The sequence below is a fragment of the Gynuella sp. genome, from assembly GCF_050297175.1.
Classification (GTDB): domain Bacteria; phylum Pseudomonadota; class Gammaproteobacteria; order Pseudomonadales; family Natronospirillaceae; genus Gynuella.
Genome location: NZ_JBNKSF010000019.1, coordinates 138143 through 156661 on the forward strand (window position 1 = coordinate 138143; position 18519 = coordinate 156661).

Below are 18519 nucleotides of genomic sequence, written 5' to 3' on the forward strand. Positions count from 1 at the left end.
CTCACAAAGGATTGCAATTTAACACCTCAAGTATGTTCGTATATTTTTGATAGCGACTTAACACAGAAGAAACAGTAGCCACTCTCTGCTCCAAAGTTCCCGACAACACGATGTAGGGAATCTTGTAGTAGCCCAACATCTGAACTATTTGCCGCTGAAAAACATTTCTTTGGCCATCTCCGGAGCGATCCCAGGTATCTTCATAAGGAATATCAATATCGCATAGAAACGTCAGATCATATCGGCTGGGCGACATATCTGCCAGCAACTGTAAACGCTCCGGCACATAGCCGTGATAGTAACGACAAAATGTAGCAGTGGTTAGAGCTGTCGTATCTGTAAAAAGATACCGGTTGGCAACATTAAGGCGTGTGGTTTCCATATTCAAATGCTGCTCTGCAATATGAATAAGTTCATGTGGTTGGAGTTTACGGTCTATCTGGTATTTTTCCCAATATTCCCGACCATACTCTGGCATCCATTGAGTATTAAAGCAGCCGGCCAAAGCCCTACTAAGAGTGGTTTTTCCAGTAGAAGGCGCTCCTAATATGGCAACATTGGTAATCAAGTCTCGATACACCAATGATTCCATATAATCCTTGTAACCATGACTGTCCCGGCGAATTTTCGTCGCAGATATGGGAATTTGTATCCGTTCGACATCGACTCGTCTGTCAACAGCCCCAAGTGCATGACTCATATGTTCGCCATAAGGCTCACTGGAATAAAAATGGGTAATACCGGCTACACCTAATTCTTCAATCACATAGCGCTCATGCTGACGCATAAGCTCTTGACTGTAACCGACCTGACTGGGGCCATTCCAAGCCTCAATTACTTCCACTTCGGGATATAAACATCTGATCCAGCCAGAACGAACCGCTAGAGGTATTCTTGTCACTTCCGGAGAGTCATAGATAATCAGTTTAAGCAGATCCATTTCTGCCAGGGCCGTCTCTATCAGGAGCTGATGTCCTTTATGTAGTGGCGCAAATTTGCCTAGCACCAAACCGATTTTCTTCATCCCCACAACCCTGTCATCAAGCTCATTTTTGGAATCGAATGTATCCACTATCGATCTCAGAATGACTTACTGAGCACATCAGTACACTAAAAGCGATATATCAATATCAGTCTGGCCACAACGGATAGTAATTTTCTAGCATATCCGTAGAAATCTTCAGAACATGCCGTAGCAAAACCCGATAGAAAGGTATATATCAAAAAGATTCGGCATAAGGAAGTTTGGATGCTAATGAAAATAGTTATTTGAGAATTCGGACAGAAAACCGCTCTGTTTATTTGCAACGGGAACTTATAACAACCTCATCACAACAGAGTCAAAAAAGCTGATATGTTTTGGCTCTATCTAAAATAGCGTTGCTTATGCGATGTTATCCAAAAAAAGAGAAAATTTCTGTTTTGTAAACAGAAAAGCAAAAAAAGAAAGCCATCAGCGACTTTCAATTAATGCACAACAGGAATTTCAGGCATTTCTTCATCCAGGTCTTCAAATGGGTCTTCGATTTGAGATACCCATTGCATACCGGCAGAAAACATTGCCTTAGCGACATCAATATGGCGATCATTCAGCCTAGCTTTGGCTTCTTCGCTAAAGCGTATTGTTACCATGGGCTCGCCGCTCTCATCCATTTGCCTGAGTGCAATGGCACCATCTTCGAGTTCGATAATTTCCCAATACATGTAATTACCAGAATTGCCCTTGTTGTCGGAATTGTTGCATCCATACTTGCAGGTTTTGGATACAAGTCGAGTAAAAATTTGTGTCAGCTGGTAGATCTGAAGCTAACAGATTAACCTCGCCAGACACATCAGCTTCTTGCCCTATAGCAGCCTGATAATATTTATGCAGCCTGCTCAGCCATGAATGCTGGTCAGCCAGCTCCGCTTCTATCTCTTGCAGCTCAGCCATATCCGGATTGTACTCTCTCAGGTTTTCCAGATGATTGCCACTGACTTTGTACATATCCGCCAACTCCGCCACAAGAGCGAAAAATGCTTTCATGACTTCAACGGCCAAAGCATCCAGCAATATTTCCTGAGGGCCATCAACCGCCGCCTGAGTATTCATAAAATCCAGTAATTGCTTGACTCGATAGAACTGATGATTGGTTCTGGCTGAGCTGGAGATCATTAATAATTAATCCTGAAACCAATCGTGAAGGCACGGTCAATGGGCTTCTCGCCAACTTCTTTATAATCGGCTGTCACATCCTGATAACCGATGAACACTCGTGCCTGGGGCATTACTTTGTAAGTGACACGCGCCACCAGCTCATAAAAAGACCTAGTGTCATTAAATGAGATAACGTCTGGAGAATAGTACAACAAACCCTCAAATCCCAGGCCGTTCAAGAAATCCGGCGAATAACGAACAAAACCACCCACCGCTGCAGAAAAAGCTGTTTCATGACTGTCATACACGAACCCTTTAATACCCAATCCACCAATCAGATCGGAATCCGGATCACTGACATCCACAGCATTGAATCCAGCAGATAGGGCATAACCGTCTTCTTCTTGATACAACATCCCGGCCGTAAGATGCATCCCAGTACCAATACGAGTGGCATCATGCTCCACACGAATTGATTCCTGCGACAGCCCAATATCGAGCGAACCGCCAGCTGACGCAAAACCACTTAGACCAATCAGAAGAACGAACCAGGTTATCTTTTTCATGAAAACTCCGAATGCACAATTTATCCGCGCATTCTAGCCGTCTGTGTGATTGAAATCACGCAGACGGCGACAGTTTTACAGCAGAGATTCAGCTAAAGGTTATGCCGAAAGCTCCAGCATCAGCTTATTGATCCTGGAAACATAGGCTGAGGGGTCTTTCAGGGTACGGCCTTCCGAAATACGGGCTTGCTCATAAATCAACCAAACCAGGTCTTTAAAACGATCTTCATCCACTTCCTGGTCAATTTTGTTGACCATAGGATGATCCGGATTCAGTTCAAGGAAAGGCTTGTTGTCTGGTACAGCCTGGCCAGCTGCTTCCATGATTTTGCGCATTTGTTCTCCCATATCATGCTCGCCTACTGCCAGACACGCCGGCGATTCTGTAAGACGATGAGTCAGGCGAACGTCCTGAACTTCACTTTGCATCAGATCCTTAACCCGCTTCAGCAACGGCTCCAGCTTTTCTTCGGCTTCTTTCTGTGCTTTTTTGTCTTCTTCTGATTCGATAGCACCCAGATCCAAATCGCCTTTGGTGATATCCGCCAGGTTTTTACCATCGAACTCTGACAGATGCCCCGTCATCCATTCATCGATACGGTCGGTCAATAACAGCACTTCGATATTCTTCTTGCGGAAAACCTCCATATGAGGACTCGCCTTTGCCGCCGCCACGTTGTCAGCCACAATGTAGTAGATCTTGTCCTGCTCAGCCGGCATGCGTTCTACATAGTCCTTAAGGCCCACAGTCGCTTTGTCTGAATCAGACTGAGTGGAAACGAACCGGAACAATGAAGCAACTTTCTCTTTATTGGCAAAATCTTCGGCCGGCCCTTCTTTCAACACCTGACCAAATTCATCCCAGAATTGCTGGTACTTTTCTGGTTCTTTTTTCGCCATTTTCTCCAGCATATCCAAAACCCGCTTGGTTAACGCGGATTTCATGGAATCTACCGCCTGATCTTTTTGCAAAATCTCCCGGGAGACATTCAAAGATAAATCATTGGAATCCACGACACCTTTGATAAAACGGAGATACAACGGCAGAAACTGTTCAGCATCATCCATAATGAATACCCGCTGCACGTAGAGCTTCAGTCCCCTGGCAACATCACGATTCCACAGGTCAAAAGGCGCTTTACTTGGCACATACAACAGCGAGGTATAGTCTAATTTACCTTCCACTTTGTTATGAGACCAACTGGCAGCATCGGCAAAATCATGAGAAATATGTTTATAGAATTCCTGATACTCCTCGTCTGGAATATCCGCTTTTGAACGGGTCCATAAGGCAGTCGCTGTATTGATCTTCTCAAACTCAGGAACTTCCGGCTTCTCTTCCTCCTCACCATAGTGCTCTTTAGGCAACTCAACCGATACACTGATGTGGTCGGAATATTTACGCACCAGATTGCGCAAACGCCAGCCATCTGCAAACTCTTCCTGATCATTTTTAAGGTGCAACGTGATAGAGGTACCACGTGAGGCCTTTTCTGTTACTTCCACAGAGAATTCACCGTCTCCAGCCGATTCCCAGACAACTGCCTGATCTACTGGCTGCCCGGCCCTGCGGGTAACAACCGTTACTTTGTCAGCAACGATGAAAGAGGAATAAAAACCAACACCAAACTGACCAATCAAGTGAGCGTCTTTCTTTTGATCACCAGACAATTTGCTCAAAAATTCAGCGGTTCCGGACTTGGCGATAGTCCCTAAATTACTGATCACATCGTCATAGGTCATACCGATACCATTATCATCAATGGTGACCGTTTTAGCATCTTTATCGAATGTAATACGAACTCTCAGATCGCTGTCATCTTCATACAATGCATCATTCGCCAAGGCTTCAAATCGTAGCTTATCAACAGCATCAGAAGCATTGGAAATAAGCTCTCTGAGGAAAATTTCTTTGTTGGAATACAAAGAGTGGATCATCAGGTGCAATAGCTGTTTGACTTCAGTCTGAAAGCTGTGTGTTTCCTTCGTTACATTGTCGGACATGGATGTTTTGACTCCGGTTCTTATGACATTAGTTTAAGACTTGCCGGTTTATAGGGGTTTATTGCTTCAATTCAAGTGGGGAACTTGGCATGATGCCGGTTTATTGATCAACATAGACCATTTAAAGGATAGATTATGACAATCCAGGCAGGGGCTCACACAAAAGACATGGATCAGCCCGTCAAAAAACGAGAAATATTCGGGTGGGCCATGTATGACTTTGCTAACTCTGCCTACACTACGGTGGTCATAACCATCGTTTATAGTGCTTTCTTCGTTAATTATCTCGTCCCCGAAGGAGCCGTTTGGCAAGACAGTTATTGGTCCATAGCGATAGTCATATCCACAGTACTGGCCATGCTGCTCGCTCCCATTACAGGCATTCTCTGTGATTTCAGCGGTCGTAAAAAAATCTTTCTGGGCATCACTACCCTGCTGTGTGCGCTGTTTACAGCCATGCTGGGCTTGGTGAATCCGGGGCAGATCTGGTTGGGCATATTCATTGTGGTCATCAGCAATACCGCCTGGATGCTTGGTGAGGTCTTTTGTGCTTCATTCCTGACAGATATCGCCAACCAGCAGAATATGGGAAAAATATCCGGTATTGGCTGGGGTGTTGGCTATGTGGGGGCATTGATCAGCCTGATTATTGCTTTAAAAATAGTCATCACTGCAGATCCTGATACCGAAACATCCGCTTTTATCAGTCAGAACCAGCTGGCCATGGTGTTCACGGGGCTGTTTTTTTTACTCGCGGCACTGCCTACGTTTTTGTTGGTCAAGGAACGTTCAAAACCCCAACCGGGTTTTGAAACCATACACTTTCCAACATTACTTAAAGCCTCTATAAAGCGCCTGGCACATACCTGGACCATCGTGCACCAACTGCCCATTCTGTTTCAGTTTTTTCTGGTCTTTTTACTCTATATGGCGGGTATCGAAATCATCGTTAAATTTTTCGGAATTTATGTTGAGGCAGAACTGAAGTTCACTACTGCAGAAAAAACCAACATTTTTCTCGCTTTACAAATATCAGCGCTGTTTGGTGCAGTCGCTTTTGGTTACCTCGAAAGTGCCATTGGTCCTAAAAAAACCATCTTTTTAAGCCTGGTTTGGTGGATCGTCGGTACCCTAGCCATTTACTTCCTCCGCCCGGTAACCGAGTTCCTGGGTATTTCCATCACCAGTTATTTTACCGCAGTCGCACTGATGACCGGTGCCGGTTTAGGGGCCACGCAAAGTGCCAGCCGCGCTATTGTGGGATTACTATCTCCGAAAAAATATTCTGCTGAATTGTTTGGATTCTGGGGATTTTTCGCCAAAGGCGCTACTATTCTTGGCAGCCTGAGTTATTCCCTGGTGGCTGATACCATGGGGAGAGAATCCGGCTTACTGGTCATAGTCGGATTCTTCGCACTCGGTGCTATTACCATTTTGCTGGTTCCATTGGAAAAAGGCCTGAAAATGGCCAGAGAAGAGTAAGCGGAAAGCTTCGCTTCCAAGTCCGCTCACCTTGTTCAGTCTACTATTGTGATAGGTGTGAAGGGTATTACATCTCCACACCTATCGCACAAAGGTCACCATGCTTGTCTTAACCATGAGCCTGGCTTTTTTGAAAAACAGCCATAGTTTTGATGCAAGCTCGCAAAACCATAGCTTACTGCGTAAATGAGGATTAGAGAGGGTACGAATTCGAACAAAACTGCCAACGTCCTCCACGAAAATAGGCCATTTTGTGGAGGTTCCCCAGCAAAGTATCCAACCAGATTCTGAAGTCGCACAGGCTATCCCAAAACCACACGACCTACCTATGCGAAAATATCGGCACAGCTCAAGTGCTGATCACTCAATCGAATATGATCAATAATGAAACTGGACAGATAGTACTCAAAATCATAAGGGTGTATCGATATTCGCAACGGGCGATTGCGGGATAAAAGCCGGGTGTTTAGTTGATTCCAACCCCATAATACAGGCATCCTCCAAAGACGATCAGCTTCATAACCAGTCAATGCCAACGATTTGAAACTGTTCTCTTCAACATCCAGCAAACCGCTTGAATACTCGTAATAACGAAACGGCAACTTAATAAGCTCACTGCGTCGAATACAGCCCATCGCCCATGCTGGAGGAACGTAAAGCTCCGGAGCAGACATACCATTTTCCAAAAACCAGCCGTAATTCATTTCAATCATGTCACTAATCTCCGCAGAACTCAGTGACAAATGTTCTGCAACATTGCGTGAGATAAATGCAGAGTGCAGATAATGAAACAGACTTGTTTTTTTGTGGATATGATGATGCCAACCGTGTCCGGCGAGCTGAAATCCATCCTGCTGAAGTGACTTTAATGTGTTTATCTGCTCGGTCTTCCAGTTCAACCCTGGTACTACTAACAGATAAACTTTGTCTGCTGGAACACCGGCATCCGTCAGCTTGGAAATAATATTCAGCACCCGCTTGAAGGTGTCCGGCATAAGGTCATGAATAGAAAGAATCGTTCTCATTTTTTATTTAGTGAACCCAACAACGAATACCACAACCCCATACTCCAGTTATTCAGCTGCTCAGCAGCTGCTCTACCCATACTCGTCTTCTGCACCAGTAGTTTGGAATCGATACTTTTCAGAGAAGAGATCATATCCGCAAGATTTGAATGCGGTTCAATAATAAACAGCCCTTTATTCAACTCAGGCCACTGACAGATACCACAATTTCGCGACACAACCGTAATCCGTCCCCTGGCCATACTCTCAAGCGCAATCGTGCCAAAGGATTCGACATGCGATGGCAAAACCAAACAGTCATGCTGATCAATCTGAGCCATCAAAGCATCTCGATTCAACCAGCCGAGATATCTTAGATTTGGAAGCTCTAGGGTCGCCTTTTCGACATGGGCACGCTCTGGACCATCTCCGGAGATGCTGAACTCCAAATCTGGATGAGCTCTGGCCGCATCAATAATAGCGGGAAGGTTTTTTTCAGCCGCCAGACGACCGGCGAACAAGATTCTGGCAACTTTATCGACGGGATCAGCCTGCGGCTGATTAAGGAAATTAAAGGCAACCGGAGTACCGACTCTGAAGCTTTTCTTTGACCCAAACTCGTTGGCGATCTGCACCATTTCATCAGAGTTTGCCACGACAATATCCGACCACCTGAACAGCAATTTATTGGAAACCCAGAAGTACGCCCGATTCAGTGCTCCTTCAATTCGCCCCCAATACATATCAGCCAGTTTTTCAAACCAAGTATGAAACCCTAGCAAAACCGTCGCTCCATGTTTTCGTCCCTGAAAAGCGCCAGCCAGGCCAATCAACCCAGGTGTCGGAACAATTACAACATCTGGAGCAAACTGCCTGACCCGTTTTTTGATATTCCAAAAGTTGGGAATCAAAAACTTCTGTGTCGTATCACCAGGAAGCGGAATATTCAAACCGCCCTGCCAACGTCCATTCTCCAGGATAATCGGACATATGATTTCCAGCTTCCCTACTTTAGGCTGCAGGTATTGGATAAGGTCCTGATAATATGCACCTACACCATTACGTTCGGGAGCAGCATCAGAAATAATCATTACACGCATATCTTTGATCTGCGCCAACTCATCAAGATCCGCACCTGAGTTTGAAAACAAGGTCATTCTCAACCCTCCGCTGCATTACTTAGTAAACGACTTCGACCTGACATCGGCCAAAACTGATCAAAATCGACAAAATGATTTTCCGGATGGCTCTCTCTGGCATATTGATGAGCACTTTGGTATGCGAGATTACGTTCCGCTTCTTGCTGATAAAACTGTTCCATTTCGCTACTCAAGGAATAACCTCCTTTACCGTACAAGCTCTGAACACAGTCATACAACCGGGATTTCAAGTCTCCTATATCCAACACATATAAAGTATTCTCAATACCAGAATATTCCTCTATCAAAGCATAATAATGTGCCAGCATTTTCGAAACTGACTGCTGAAACTGGGTATCCGCAATGTCATACCTCAAAAGATCAAACGCAGGCTTCAAAGAGCTGATTTGAGACGGAACAGTCTCTTCTGGAGACCGGACACAAGCAATAATTGTGGAATCAGGAAAATAGTGTTTCAAACTACCGGTCAAGGAAGTAAAAGAAGGGTTTTTGGAAAGCAGAATTTTATCCCGGCCATGAAAATACAAATGACGCTGAACCATTTTATAGTAAAAATTCAGAATAACTTCCCGCTCACGTTCTGGCAGCTCCTTATCAAAGTAAGCCAGCCTCCAACAACGTGGATTTGATGGAAATACAACCATTTGAATAAAACTGGATAACACCGGAAGCAACAGCAAAAAGTCCTCTTCGGGTTCTTCCAGACCTAAGGAGTGGATATGGTCCATACTCTGTGTAAAGCTGTTTTTATTTTGAAACAGTCGACGAGTGACAGGGCTAAACAAACGTTTGAACCAAGACAAAACATAACGCTGAGTAATCGAGGGGGCAAACAAACACTCCTCAAGCGTTGTCGTAGTAAATTGAGTATCACGACTGAGGGTTCTTTGCAGATAAGTCGTACCGCTTCTAGGTACTCCCAGGATAAACACGGGCTGACGGATGGGAATCTTTCGATAACCTAAAAACAAAATCTCATCCAACAAAAAACCCAACCAATGAATATGAAATAACACCAGCATCAAAGGCATCAGCACTAATAAGACCAGATTACGGGCAACACCCATCACCCTGGATTCACCGATATGACATATCAGCCATAAGAATAATTTGCACCAATTAGTAAGAAAGAGGAAATACGCTCTGATCATTAAATCTCACTGTTATACTGTTACGTTCCATCAACTAACGGTCATAAAGGTTCGATGATAACAGCTTTATAGCTTATATGGTTCTTTCCTATCGCAAATAGCTTTAAATGCTTATCACCTGCCCACCATAGCACCACCATCATGACACCGGGCGCTGAGAGTTCACGGTACTTACCAATCCCAACGGTCAATTGCTTAATCATATCTATAAAAAAAGCGGCAAGATGCCGCTTTTCGTTTTTTGTACAGGGATGTATTTATGCCACAGATGCGTGAATGTACAAAAGTGACATCAATACAAAGATGCACTTGTTGTCACAGGAGAACTGGAATAATTATCCAGCACTACACTCCTGTTTTCTTATTTACCAGCCAGTCACTTCTTTCAAAGCATCACCAATTTGTGCCAGTGACCGTACAGTTTTAACACCGGCATCTTCCAGCGCTGCAAATTTTTCATCTGCAGTACCTTTCCCACCAGAAATAATGGCACCCGCATGTCCCATGCGTTTGCCTTTAGGGGCAGTGACACCCGCAATATAAGATACCACAGGCTTGGTAACATTCGCCTTGATATAAGCGGCAGCCTCTTCTTCAGCCGTACCACCAATTTCCCCAATCATCACAATCGCTTCTGTCTGAGGGTCTTTTTCAAACATTGCTAGGATATCAATGAAGTTAGATCCTGGAATCGGATCGCCACCAATACCTACACAGGTAGACTGTCCAAAACCATAATCAGTGGTCTGTTTAACAGCCTCATAAGTCAATGTACCGGAACGGGAAACAATACCGACTTTTCCAGGTTTATGGATATGACCAGGCATAATACCGATCTTACATTCTCCAGGAGTAATCACTCCTGGGCAGTTTGGTCCAATCAGCCGAACACCCAACTCATCACATTTTACCTTACACTCAAGCATGTCCAGCGTCGGAATGCCTTCAGTAATAGCCACAATCAGCTTAATGCCTGCATTAGCAGCTTCCAGGATAGAGTCCTTACAAAAAGGGGCCGGTACATATATTACAGAGGCCTCGGCACCAGTCGCAGCGACTGCTTCAGCAACCGTGTTAAACACTGGTAAACCAAGATGTTCTTGACCACCTTTACCAGGGGTCACACCTCCGACCATTTGTGTACCATAGGCAATTGCCTGCTCAGAGTGGAAAGTACCCTGGCCACCAGTGAAACCCTGACAAATCACTTTGGTATTCTTGTCGATCAAAATTGACATGCTCAGTTCCCCCCTGCAGCTTTAACGGCTTGTTGAGCAGCATCGGTCAGGCTGGTCGCCGCGATGATATCCAGTCCACTATCGGCCAGTACTTTTGAACCCAATTCAGCATTGGTACCTTCAAGACGAACAATTACAGGAACAGTCACACCAACTTCTTTAACCGCACCAATAATACCTTCCGCAATCATGTCGCAGCGAACAATACCACCAAAAATATTGACCAATACCGCTTTAACGTTACTGTCGGAAAGAATGATTTTGAATGCTTCAGCAACACGTTCTTTAGTTGCGCCACCACCTACGTCAAGGAAGTTAGCAGGAAAACCACCATGCAAGGCAACGATATCCATCGTACCCATGGCAAGACCTGCTCCATTCACCATGCAGCCAATATTGCCATCCAGCGCAACATAGTTAAGCTGATGAGACGCAGCATGAGATTCACGTTCGTCTTCCTGTGAAGGATCGTTCATATCCTGCAGGTCTTTGTGACGATATAAGGCGTTACCATCGACACCCAGTTTGGCATCCAGACAGTGAAGATCACCGTCAGCCTTGATAACCAGAGGATTAATTTCAATCAATGCCAGATCTTTGTCTTGGAACAACTGCGCCAGACCAGTGAAGATTTTGACAAACTGATTGATTTGAGGACCTTTCAAACCTAATTGAAACGCCAATTCCCGCCCTTGATAAGGCTGAGCACCAGTCAAAGGATCAACTGTGGCTTTCAGAATTTTTTCGGGTGTCTCTTCCGCCACTTTTTCAATTTCAACACCACCCTCGGTAGATGCCATAAAGACAATACGGCGAGTCGATCTATCAACGACCGCCCCCAGATACAGCTCTTCGGCAATATCTGTACACGCTTCTACCAGGATTTTTGAAACAGGCTGACCATTCTCATCGGTCTGATAGGTCACCAGGTTTTTACCCAGCCACTGTTCAGCGAAAGCTTTCGCTTCATCCGCACTCTTTACCAGCTTCACACCGCCAGCCTTGCCTCTTCCTCCAGCATGAACCTGGGCTTTTACAACCCACATGTCTCCTGGAATTTTTGCAACTGCTGCGACGACTTCTTCAGGGGTATCACAGGCATAGCCATCTGATACCGGCAAGCCATACTGCTTGAATAATTGTTTACCTTGATATTCGTGAAGGTTCATTTCCTGTTCCGCTCACTGTGTACAGCCCACCAGCCACTTGTCGTTATAATAGGTGTGACCCGGGTACTGCCGATTTTAAAGACATGGAGAAACCGAGATTTGGTTCGGTTTACTCCTACTTAATTATTTCTTAATTACGTTTTTTGGGATTCGCAATGTGCAGCGCTATGTTGTCGACAGCCAAAGCTGCATCATGAACTGCCTCAGACAGCGTAGGATGAGCAAAACATGTTAATTGCAGATCTTCCGCACTGGCCATGAACTCCATGGAAATAACACCCTGAGCCACAATTTCTGACGCTGACAAACCAAATACATGCATACCAAGGATGCGGTCTGTCTCTTTATCAGCCAGAATCTTAACCATGCCAGTAGTGTCATTGGCTGCCATTGCCCGACCAACCGCTGCAAATGGCATTTTGCCCACCTTGTAGTCTACGCCATCGGCTTTTAACTGCTCTTCGGTCTTACCTACCCAGGCAATTTCAGGATGAGTATAGATAACATTAGGAATGGTCTCGTAATTCATCTGAGCGGTTTCATGACCAGCGATAATTTCCGCCACCATGACACCCTCTTCCATACCTTTATGCGCCAACATGGGCCCACGTACAACGTCACCTATTGCATAGACTCCGGGAACGGTAGTGCGACATTGATCATCCACAAAGATAAAACGTCGCTCATCCAGAGTAACTCCACAGCCTTCCCCAAGACATGCATCAGTTACTGGGCGACGACCAACACAGACAATCAGCTTGTCGAAAGTCTCTTGTTTATCACCTTCGCTGTCCTGGTAAGTAACGACTACCTGCTTACCCTTAACTTCTGAACCAGTCACCCGACATCCCAACCGAATATCCAGCCCCTGCTTTTCAAATACCTTCTGAGCCGCTTTAGCGATGGCCTGATCCGCAGTGGGCAGAAATTTATCCTGAGCTTCAATGACAACTACGTCAGAACCTAGACGAGCCCAGACAGACCCGAGTTCCAGCCCGATTACACCAGCACCAATCACACCCAGACGTTTTGGCACTTCTGTAAATTCCAATGCACCCGTCGAATCAACAACGATATCTTCGTGCATCGGAGTTGGCGGAATTTCGACTGGTACAGAACCGGTAGCGATGATCACATTTTTGGCTTCAAGCACTTCTGTTGAACCATCATGCTTGGCGACTTCAACCTGTTTGTTTTCCAACAGTTTGCCGGTGCCTTCGATACTGGTCACACCATTGGCCTTAAACAGGCCAGCAATGCCTCCGGTCAGGTTTTTAACAATCTTGTCTTTTCTAGCCATCATGGCTTTGACGTCTATTTTAACGTCTTTGAGGGAAATACCATGATCACCAAGAGAAGCGAGAGCCTCATGATATTTTTCAGATGATTCCAACAATGCTTTAGATGGGATACAGCCAACATTAAGACAGGTTCCCCCAAGTGAGGTTTTACCTTCTTTATCCACCCATTTTTCGATGCAAGCGGTCTTTTGCCCCAACTGTGCCGATTTAATTGCGGCAATATAGCCCGCTGGCCCCGAACCAATTACTACCACGTCAAATTGTTGTGCCATTGGAAATTTCCTATTCAGTAAATGTTACCCATGTATTAAATCAAAAGAGCGGTGATGTAACCGCTCTGTCGGTAAGCTTCAGATCAAAGATCCAGCAGAATTCTGGCTGGATCTTCAAGCATATCTTTGATAGCTACCAGGAATTGAACAGCATCTTTTCCGTCAATCAAACGGTGATCGTAAGTCAGGGCCAGATACATCATTGGAAGAATCTTAACCTCACCATTTACTGCCATTGGACGTTCCTGAATCTTGTGCATACCAAGAATGGCCGTTTGAGGTGGTGTCAGAATCGGTGTAGACATCAGAGATCCAAACACACCACCATTAGTAATGGTAAACGTGCCACCCTGAAGCTCATCCAGTCCCAAACCGCCTTTCTGGGCACGAGCCCCGAAATCACGGATCTGAGCTTCAATATCAGCCAGATTCATGCGGTCACAATCACGCAGAATAGGAACCACCAGGCCACGATCAGACGACACTGCAATGCCAATATCCTGATAACCATGATAAACAATATCATCGCCATCTATAGAAGCATTCACATCAGGAAACCGCTTCAAAGCTTCTGTTGTTGCCTTCACAAAGAAAGACATGAACCCCAGACGAGTGCCATTATGGGCTTTCTCAAACATGTCTTTGTATTTGGAACGCAAAGTCATGACGGGCTCCATGTTGACCTCATTGAATGTTGTCAACAACGCTGCAGTTTCCTGAGCTTCTTTCAAGCGCTTGGCAATACTCTTGCGTAAACGAGTCATGGGTACTCGTTTTTCAATCTTCTCACCATCAGGGATGCTGATAACCGGTTGAGCAGACGAACTGGCTGCCGGCTGACTCGCAGGTTTAGCAGCAGAGGCCGGCGCACTGTTGATAAATGCCAGTACGTCTTCTTTGCTGATCCGACCACCCTTGCCTGTTCCTTTAATCTTTTCGGCATCCAGTTTCTTCTCATCCAACAAGCGCTTGGCTGATGGACTCATAGCAACATTACCGACCTGAACAGTCTCTTCTTCTACAGCTTCTGAAGATGCTGATGGGGCAGCTGCACTTACGGTGCCCTCTTCGAACTTTGCAATCACTTCTACACTGAGTACGGTATCGCCTTCGTCTTTCAAAATTTCCACCAATTGCCCATCGGCTGGTGCAACGACTTCGAGTACCACTTTATCTGTTTCAATATCTACCAGCAGTTCGTCCCGTTGAACAGGTTCGCCAGGCTTTTTATGCCATGTAGCGATACTGCCGTCCGCAACGGACTCAGGAAATTGGGGTGCTTTGATTTCTATTGCCATTTTAGGTTCCTTAATCTCCTATATGCGGACCTGATCTATTTTTTTGGATAAACCAGGGCGTCTTCTAAAAATTTATTTAACTGTTCCAAATGTAATTTCATATAACCTGCAGCTGGAGCAGCAGAGGCCTCACGACCTACATAAACCAAATACAAATCCGGATCATGTCGGTGAATGACATTACGCAAATGATGCTGGCTGCTATACCATGCTCCCTGATTCATAGGCTCTTCCTGACACCAAACAACATCTTCTACTTTGGGATAAGTAGAAAGAACCTGGTAGAGACGATCTTCAGGGAACGGGTATAGCTGCTCGACACGTACCAGTGCAACATTCGTTATTTGATCACGACGGCATCTTTCACGCAGGTCGTAATATACCTTGCCGCTACAGAAAACAACCCGCTGAACCGCGTCTTTATCTGTAATATCCGGATCATCCAATACTATTTCAAACTTACCGGTTGCCAGTTCATCCAGAGTACTCACTGCATCTTTATGACGCAGAAGACTTTTTGGTGACATCACCACCAATGGTTTTCTAAGGTTACGGGTGATCTGACGACGCAGCATGTGATATACCTGCGCTGGAGTCGACGGTACACAGACTTGAATATTCTGCTCTGCGCACAGTTGCAGATAACGCTCAAGACGAGCAGATGAGTGCTCTGGCCCCTGCCCTTCATATCCATGCGGTAATAACATAACCAATCCACACAGACGTCCCCACTTGTGTTCACCACTGGTTATGAACTGGTCGATAACGACCTGGGCACCATTAGCAAAGTCACCAAATTGTGCTTCCCATATGACTAGGGCATTTGGTGTTGTTGTGGCATAGCCGTATTCGAACGCAAGGACCGCTTCTTCAGATAGGAAAGAATCGTATATATCGAACTCTGGCTGGTCTTCTGACAGATTGCGCAGCGGGACATAAGTAGAGCCATCCTTAGTACTGTGCAATACCACATGTCGATGCACAAAAGTGCCGCGCCCTACATCCTGGCCAGTGATTCGGATGGGATGATTCGAGTCTAAAATCGTGGCATAAGCCAGAGTTTCAGCGAATCCCCAGTTGATGGGCATCGCACCGGCAGCCATTTTCAAACGGTCTTCTATGATCTTATTGACCTGACGCTGTACCGGAAAGCCTTCCGGGACCGTATTAATACGATTAGCAATTTCTCTCAGATACTGAAGATCAAGTGAAGTATCAAAATCATCAGAAAACGGGTGATTCAGATATGGTTTCCAATCAACGAACAACGACGTGTTAGGCTCTTTCACCAACGACTTGGCGACATGCTCACCATTTTCCAGGGCCGTGCGGTATTCTTCGGCCATTTGTGTCACACCGCCTTTATCGATCACACCCTCATTAACCAAACGTTCTCCATAAAGATCTAGAGTCGATTTGATTTTACGGATTTTTTCGTACATCAACGGCTGGGTCATTGCCGGTTCGTCAGCCTCATTATGTCCACGACGCCGATAACATACCATGTCAATAACGACATCGCGCTTGAACTGTTGACGATAATCAACGGCCAGTTGGGTGACGAAAACAACAGCTTCAGGATCATCTCCATTAACATGGAAAATAGGCGCCTGAACCATTTTAGCAATATCAGTACAGTACTCTGTCGAACGAGCATCTTCGCGGCGACTGGTCGTAAAACCGACTTGGTTATTCACGATGATGTGAATGGTACCACCCGTCTTATAGCCACGGGTCTGGGACATCTGGAATGTTTCCATGACCACCCCTTGACCAGCAAAAGCAGCATCACCATGAATAGCAACGGGTAATACAGTGGTGCCAACGGGGTCTTTGCGGCGGTCCTGTCGAGCACGAACGGAACCTTCAACAACAGGTGATACAATTTCAAGGTGTGACGGGTTAAAAGCCATCGCCAGATGCACCTCGCCCCCCTGAGTCATAACATTGGACGAGAAACCCTGGTGATATTTAACATCGCCACTTCCCATCTCATAAAAGGATTTTCCCTCAAACTCATCAAACAAATCCCTAGGGCTTTTACCCAGAATATTAACGAGAATATTCAGGCGCCCACGGTGAGCCATCCCAAGAACAATTTCTTTGGTTCCATAAGACCCTGCTCTTTGTATCAGCTCATCCACCAACGGAATCAGCGCTTCGCCTCCTTCAAGCCCGAAACGTTTGGTACCGGGATATTTGCTCTGCAAATACTTTTCCAACCCCTCACCAGCAGACAAACGCTCAAGAATATGAAGACGCGCTTCGTTGCTGTAAACAGGATGTGATTTTACCGACTCCATACGCTGTTCAATCCAACGGCGTTCGGCAGTATCAACAATATGAGTAAACTCGGCTCCTACAGAGGAACAATAAGTCTGCTCCAGCAGATCGATTGTTTCCTTAAGAGTAGCCTCTTCTTTCCCCACATATAAATGAGAGCAGGAAAATACCGTATCTTCATCAGCTTTCGATAATTCGTGATATTGCAACTCAAGGTCTGGAATAGAAGGCCTTTGCTCGAGCCCCAATGGATCAAGCTTTGCTTTCTGGTGACCACGAAAACGATAGGCCGTAGCCAACTGATGGACACGAACCTGTTTACGCTCGTGCACTGTCGTGATACTGGGTGAAACCACCGCAGAGGAAAGCTTTTTCTGATTTTTTGAAAGCAGAAGAAAGTGATCTTTAATCGGAGAGTGTGGTACTTCAGAATGAACAGTAGCGTTCACACGGGGAAGCTTATCGAATTCAGCTCTCCAATCTTCTGGCACAGAATTAGGGTCACGTAGATAAGATTCGTACATTTCTTCTAAATAGGAAGAATTTCCGCCGGCGAGATGGGATGTCCCCCAGAGCTGCTCCATTATGCTGTCTTGCATCTTTGAACCTTAGTTTCAATAGATAGTTATGTGGGTCTCTTGCTAAATTAAATATCGTCTCTTCAGTGATCTTTGCTTTTAAAGAAGCCGGGTCTGTCACTGAGAACAGCCCGGCTTTTCTGCTGGATAAGCAATCTAAGGTATCAGGTTGCGTTATGGAGCAGCATATTCCGGATATGTCCGATTGCCCGGGTCGGATTTAATCCTTTCGGGCAGACAGCAACACAATTCATGATGCCACGGCAACGAAAAACAGAGAATGGATCATCCAGCTCTGCCAACCGCTCTGCCGTTGCTGTATCGCGACTATCAGCTAGAAAACGATATGCCTGAAGCAGGCCAGAGGGCCCAACAAACTTATCTGGATTCCACCAGAAAGACGGACACGCCGTACTACAACATGCGCACAAAATACATTCATATAGCCCGTCTAGTTTCGCTCTATCAGCGGGGCTTTGTAAACGCTCAATTGCCGGCGCAGGTTCTTCGTTGATCAAATAAGGTTTAATTCGCTCATACTGTTTGTAGAAAATACCCATATCCACAACCAGATCACGTATAACAGGCAACCCGGGCAATGGTCTTACAACCAATGTTCCTCCTGGCTTCACCACCTCAGACAAGTGAGTAATACAGGCCAGTCCGTTTTTACCATTAATATTTATACCATCTGAGCCACAAACCCCTTCACGACAGGAACGACGAAATGCAACACTGTCATCCTGTTCCTTGATCAGATGTAAAACATCCAACACCATCAGGTCTTTGCCCTCGGGCAGAGTGACCTCATAGTCTTTCATATATGGTTTTTTATCGGTATCTGGATTATAGCGGTAAATACTAACCTTCATTGTA

The 18519-nt window shown here is 45.5% G+C and carries 15 protein-coding genes; 1 reads left to right on the forward strand and 14 read right to left on the reverse strand.

All coding sequences use genetic code 11. The annotated features are described in order from the left end of the window. Position 1: 1 nt before the first annotated feature. The 5 genes from ACQY6I_RS07810 to htpG all read right to left on the reverse strand — a co-directional run bounded on the left by ACQY6I_RS07810 (position 2) and on the right by htpG (position 4707). Positions 2 to 1072 carry an AAA family ATPase gene (locus tag ACQY6I_RS07810; protein ID WP_428240913.1) on the reverse strand — a complete coding sequence of 357 codons (1071 nt, stop codon included), beginning with the start codon at positions 1070 to 1072 and terminating at the stop codon, positions 2 to 4. 395 nt (positions 1073 to 1467) lie between these two features. Further along, on the reverse strand, positions 1468 to 1704 hold the full coding sequence (locus ACQY6I_RS07815; protein WP_044617701.1) for a hypothetical protein: 237 nt from the start codon (positions 1702 to 1704) through the stop codon (positions 1468 to 1470). A gap of 4 nt (positions 1705 to 1708) precedes the next feature. After that, positions 1709 to 2155, reverse strand: coding sequence for a DUF6586 family protein (locus ACQY6I_RS07820; protein WP_428240914.1), 447 nt, complete (start codon positions 2153 to 2155; stop codon positions 1709 to 1711). Further along, positions 2155 to 2703, reverse strand: a complete 549-nt coding sequence (locus ACQY6I_RS07825) for a YfaZ family outer membrane protein (protein WP_428240915.1) — start codon at positions 2701 to 2703, stop codon at positions 2155 to 2157. The genes ACQY6I_RS07820 and ACQY6I_RS07825 overlap by 1 nt, the downstream gene beginning before the upstream one ends. A 99-nt stretch (positions 2704 to 2802) precedes the next feature. Beyond that, positions 2803 to 4707 carry a molecular chaperone HtpG gene (gene htpG, locus ACQY6I_RS07830; protein WP_428240916.1) on the reverse strand — a complete coding sequence of 635 codons (1905 nt, stop codon included), beginning with the start codon at positions 4705 to 4707 and terminating at the stop codon, positions 2803 to 2805. Positions 4708 to 4842: 135 nt separating this feature from the next. Here htpG and ACQY6I_RS07835 point away from each other — a divergent pair, with 135 nt between their 5' ends. Then, complete coding sequence (locus tag ACQY6I_RS07835; RefSeq protein WP_428240917.1) at positions 4843 to 6189, forward strand: MFS transporter; 1347 nt, start codon at positions 4843 to 4845, stop codon at positions 6187 to 6189. 326 nt (positions 6190 to 6515) lie between these two features. Here the strand turns inward: ACQY6I_RS07835 and ACQY6I_RS07840 are convergent, their stop codons facing one another. The 9 genes from ACQY6I_RS07840 to ACQY6I_RS07880 form a co-directional block, all read right to left on the reverse strand. After that, a complete protein-coding gene (locus tag ACQY6I_RS07840) occupies positions 6516 to 7214 on the reverse strand; it encodes a DUF2334 domain-containing protein (RefSeq protein ID WP_428240918.1) in 699 nt (232 codons plus the stop codon). Beyond that, complete coding sequence (locus ACQY6I_RS07845) at positions 7211 to 8350, reverse strand: glycosyltransferase (protein WP_428240919.1); 1140 nt, start codon at positions 8348 to 8350, stop codon at positions 7211 to 7213. The genes ACQY6I_RS07840 and ACQY6I_RS07845 overlap by 4 nt, the downstream gene beginning before the upstream one ends. 2 nt (positions 8351 to 8352) lie before the next feature. Further along, positions 8353 to 9420: a sulfotransferase gene (locus tag ACQY6I_RS07850; protein WP_428241015.1), complete on the reverse strand. Its 1068-nt coding sequence runs from the start codon at positions 9418 to 9420 to the stop codon at positions 8353 to 8355. Positions 9421 to 9869: 449 nt separating this feature from the next. After that, positions 9870 to 10742 (reverse strand): succinate--CoA ligase subunit alpha, encoded by an 873-nt coding sequence (gene sucD / locus ACQY6I_RS07855; RefSeq protein WP_428240920.1) that lies wholly within the window; start codon positions 10740 to 10742, stop codon positions 9870 to 9872. Between the two features lie 2 nt (positions 10743 to 10744). Then, positions 10745 to 11911: an ADP-forming succinate--CoA ligase subunit beta gene (sucC, locus tag ACQY6I_RS07860; RefSeq protein ID WP_428240921.1), complete on the reverse strand. Its 1167-nt coding sequence runs from the start codon at positions 11909 to 11911 to the stop codon at positions 10745 to 10747. A 130-nt stretch (positions 11912 to 12041) separates the two neighbouring features. Continuing rightward, positions 12042 to 13484 (reverse strand): dihydrolipoyl dehydrogenase, encoded by a 1443-nt coding sequence (gene lpdA, locus ACQY6I_RS07865; protein ID WP_428240922.1) that lies wholly within the window; start codon positions 13482 to 13484, stop codon positions 12042 to 12044. 83 nt (positions 13485 to 13567) lie between these two features. Further along, a complete protein-coding gene (gene odhB / locus ACQY6I_RS07870) occupies positions 13568 to 14782 on the reverse strand; it encodes a 2-oxoglutarate dehydrogenase complex dihydrolipoyllysine-residue succinyltransferase (RefSeq protein ID WP_428240923.1) in 1215 nt (404 codons plus the stop codon). Positions 14783 to 14817: 35 nt separating this feature from the next. Continuing rightward, entirely contained in the window at positions 14818 to 17664 is a 2847-nt protein-coding gene (locus ACQY6I_RS07875; protein WP_428240924.1) for a 2-oxoglutarate dehydrogenase E1 component, read from the reverse strand. A gap of 143 nt (positions 17665 to 17807) precedes the next feature. Further along, on the reverse strand, positions 17808 to 18515 hold the full coding sequence (locus ACQY6I_RS07880; protein WP_428240925.1) for a succinate dehydrogenase iron-sulfur subunit: 708 nt from the start codon (positions 18513 to 18515) through the stop codon (positions 17808 to 17810). Positions 18516 to 18519 lie beyond the last annotated feature (4 nt).

Bases quoted from the DNA above. Each gene is read 5' to 3' on its own strand.
- lpdA (WP_428240922.1), bottom strand. From the start codon at position 13,484: ATGGCACAACAATTTGACGTGGTAGTAATTGGTTCGGGGCCAGCGGGC.
- ACQY6I_RS07840 (WP_428240918.1), bottom strand. From the start codon at position 7,214: ATGAGAACGATTCTTTCTATTCATGACCTTATGCCGGACACCTTCAAG.
- ACQY6I_RS07835 (WP_428240917.1), top strand. From the start codon at position 4,843: ATGACAATCCAGGCAGGGGCTCACACAAAAGACATGGATCAGCCCGTC.
- sucC (WP_428240921.1), bottom strand. From the start codon at position 11,911: ATGAACCTTCACGAATATCAAGGTAAACAATTATTCAAGCAGTATGGC.
- sucD (WP_428240920.1), bottom strand. From the start codon at position 10,742: ATGTCAATTTTGATCGACAAGAATACCAAAGTGATTTGTCAGGGTTTC.
- ACQY6I_RS07845 (WP_428240919.1), bottom strand. From the start codon at position 8,350: ATGACCTTGTTTTCAAACTCAGGTGCGGATCTTGATGAGTTGGCGCAG.
- odhB (WP_428240923.1), bottom strand. From the start codon at position 14,782: ATGGCAATAGAAATCAAAGCACCCCAATTTCCTGAGTCCGTTGCGGAC.
- htpG (WP_428240916.1), bottom strand. From the start codon at position 4,707: ATGTCCGACAATGTAACGAAGGAAACACACAGCTTTCAGACTGAAGTC.
- ACQY6I_RS07820 (WP_428240914.1), bottom strand. From the start codon at position 2,155: ATGATCTCCAGCTCAGCCAGAACCAATCATCAGTTCTATCGAGTCAAG.
- ACQY6I_RS07880 (WP_428240925.1), bottom strand. From the start codon at position 18,515: ATGAAGGTTAGTATTTACCGCTATAATCCAGATACCGATAAAAAACCA.
- ACQY6I_RS07815 (WP_044617701.1), bottom strand. From the start codon at position 1,704: ATGTATTGGGAAATTATCGAACTCGAAGATGGTGCCATTGCACTCAGG.
- ACQY6I_RS07850 (WP_428241015.1), bottom strand. From the start codon at position 9,420: ATGGGTGTTGCCCGTAATCTGGTCTTATTAGTGCTGATGCCTTTGATG.
- ACQY6I_RS07825 (WP_428240915.1), bottom strand. From the start codon at position 2,703: ATGAAAAAGATAACCTGGTTCGTTCTTCTGATTGGTCTAAGTGGTTTT.
- ACQY6I_RS07875 (WP_428240924.1), bottom strand. From the start codon at position 17,664: ATGCAAGACAGCATAATGGAGCAGCTCTGGGGGACATCCCATCTCGCC.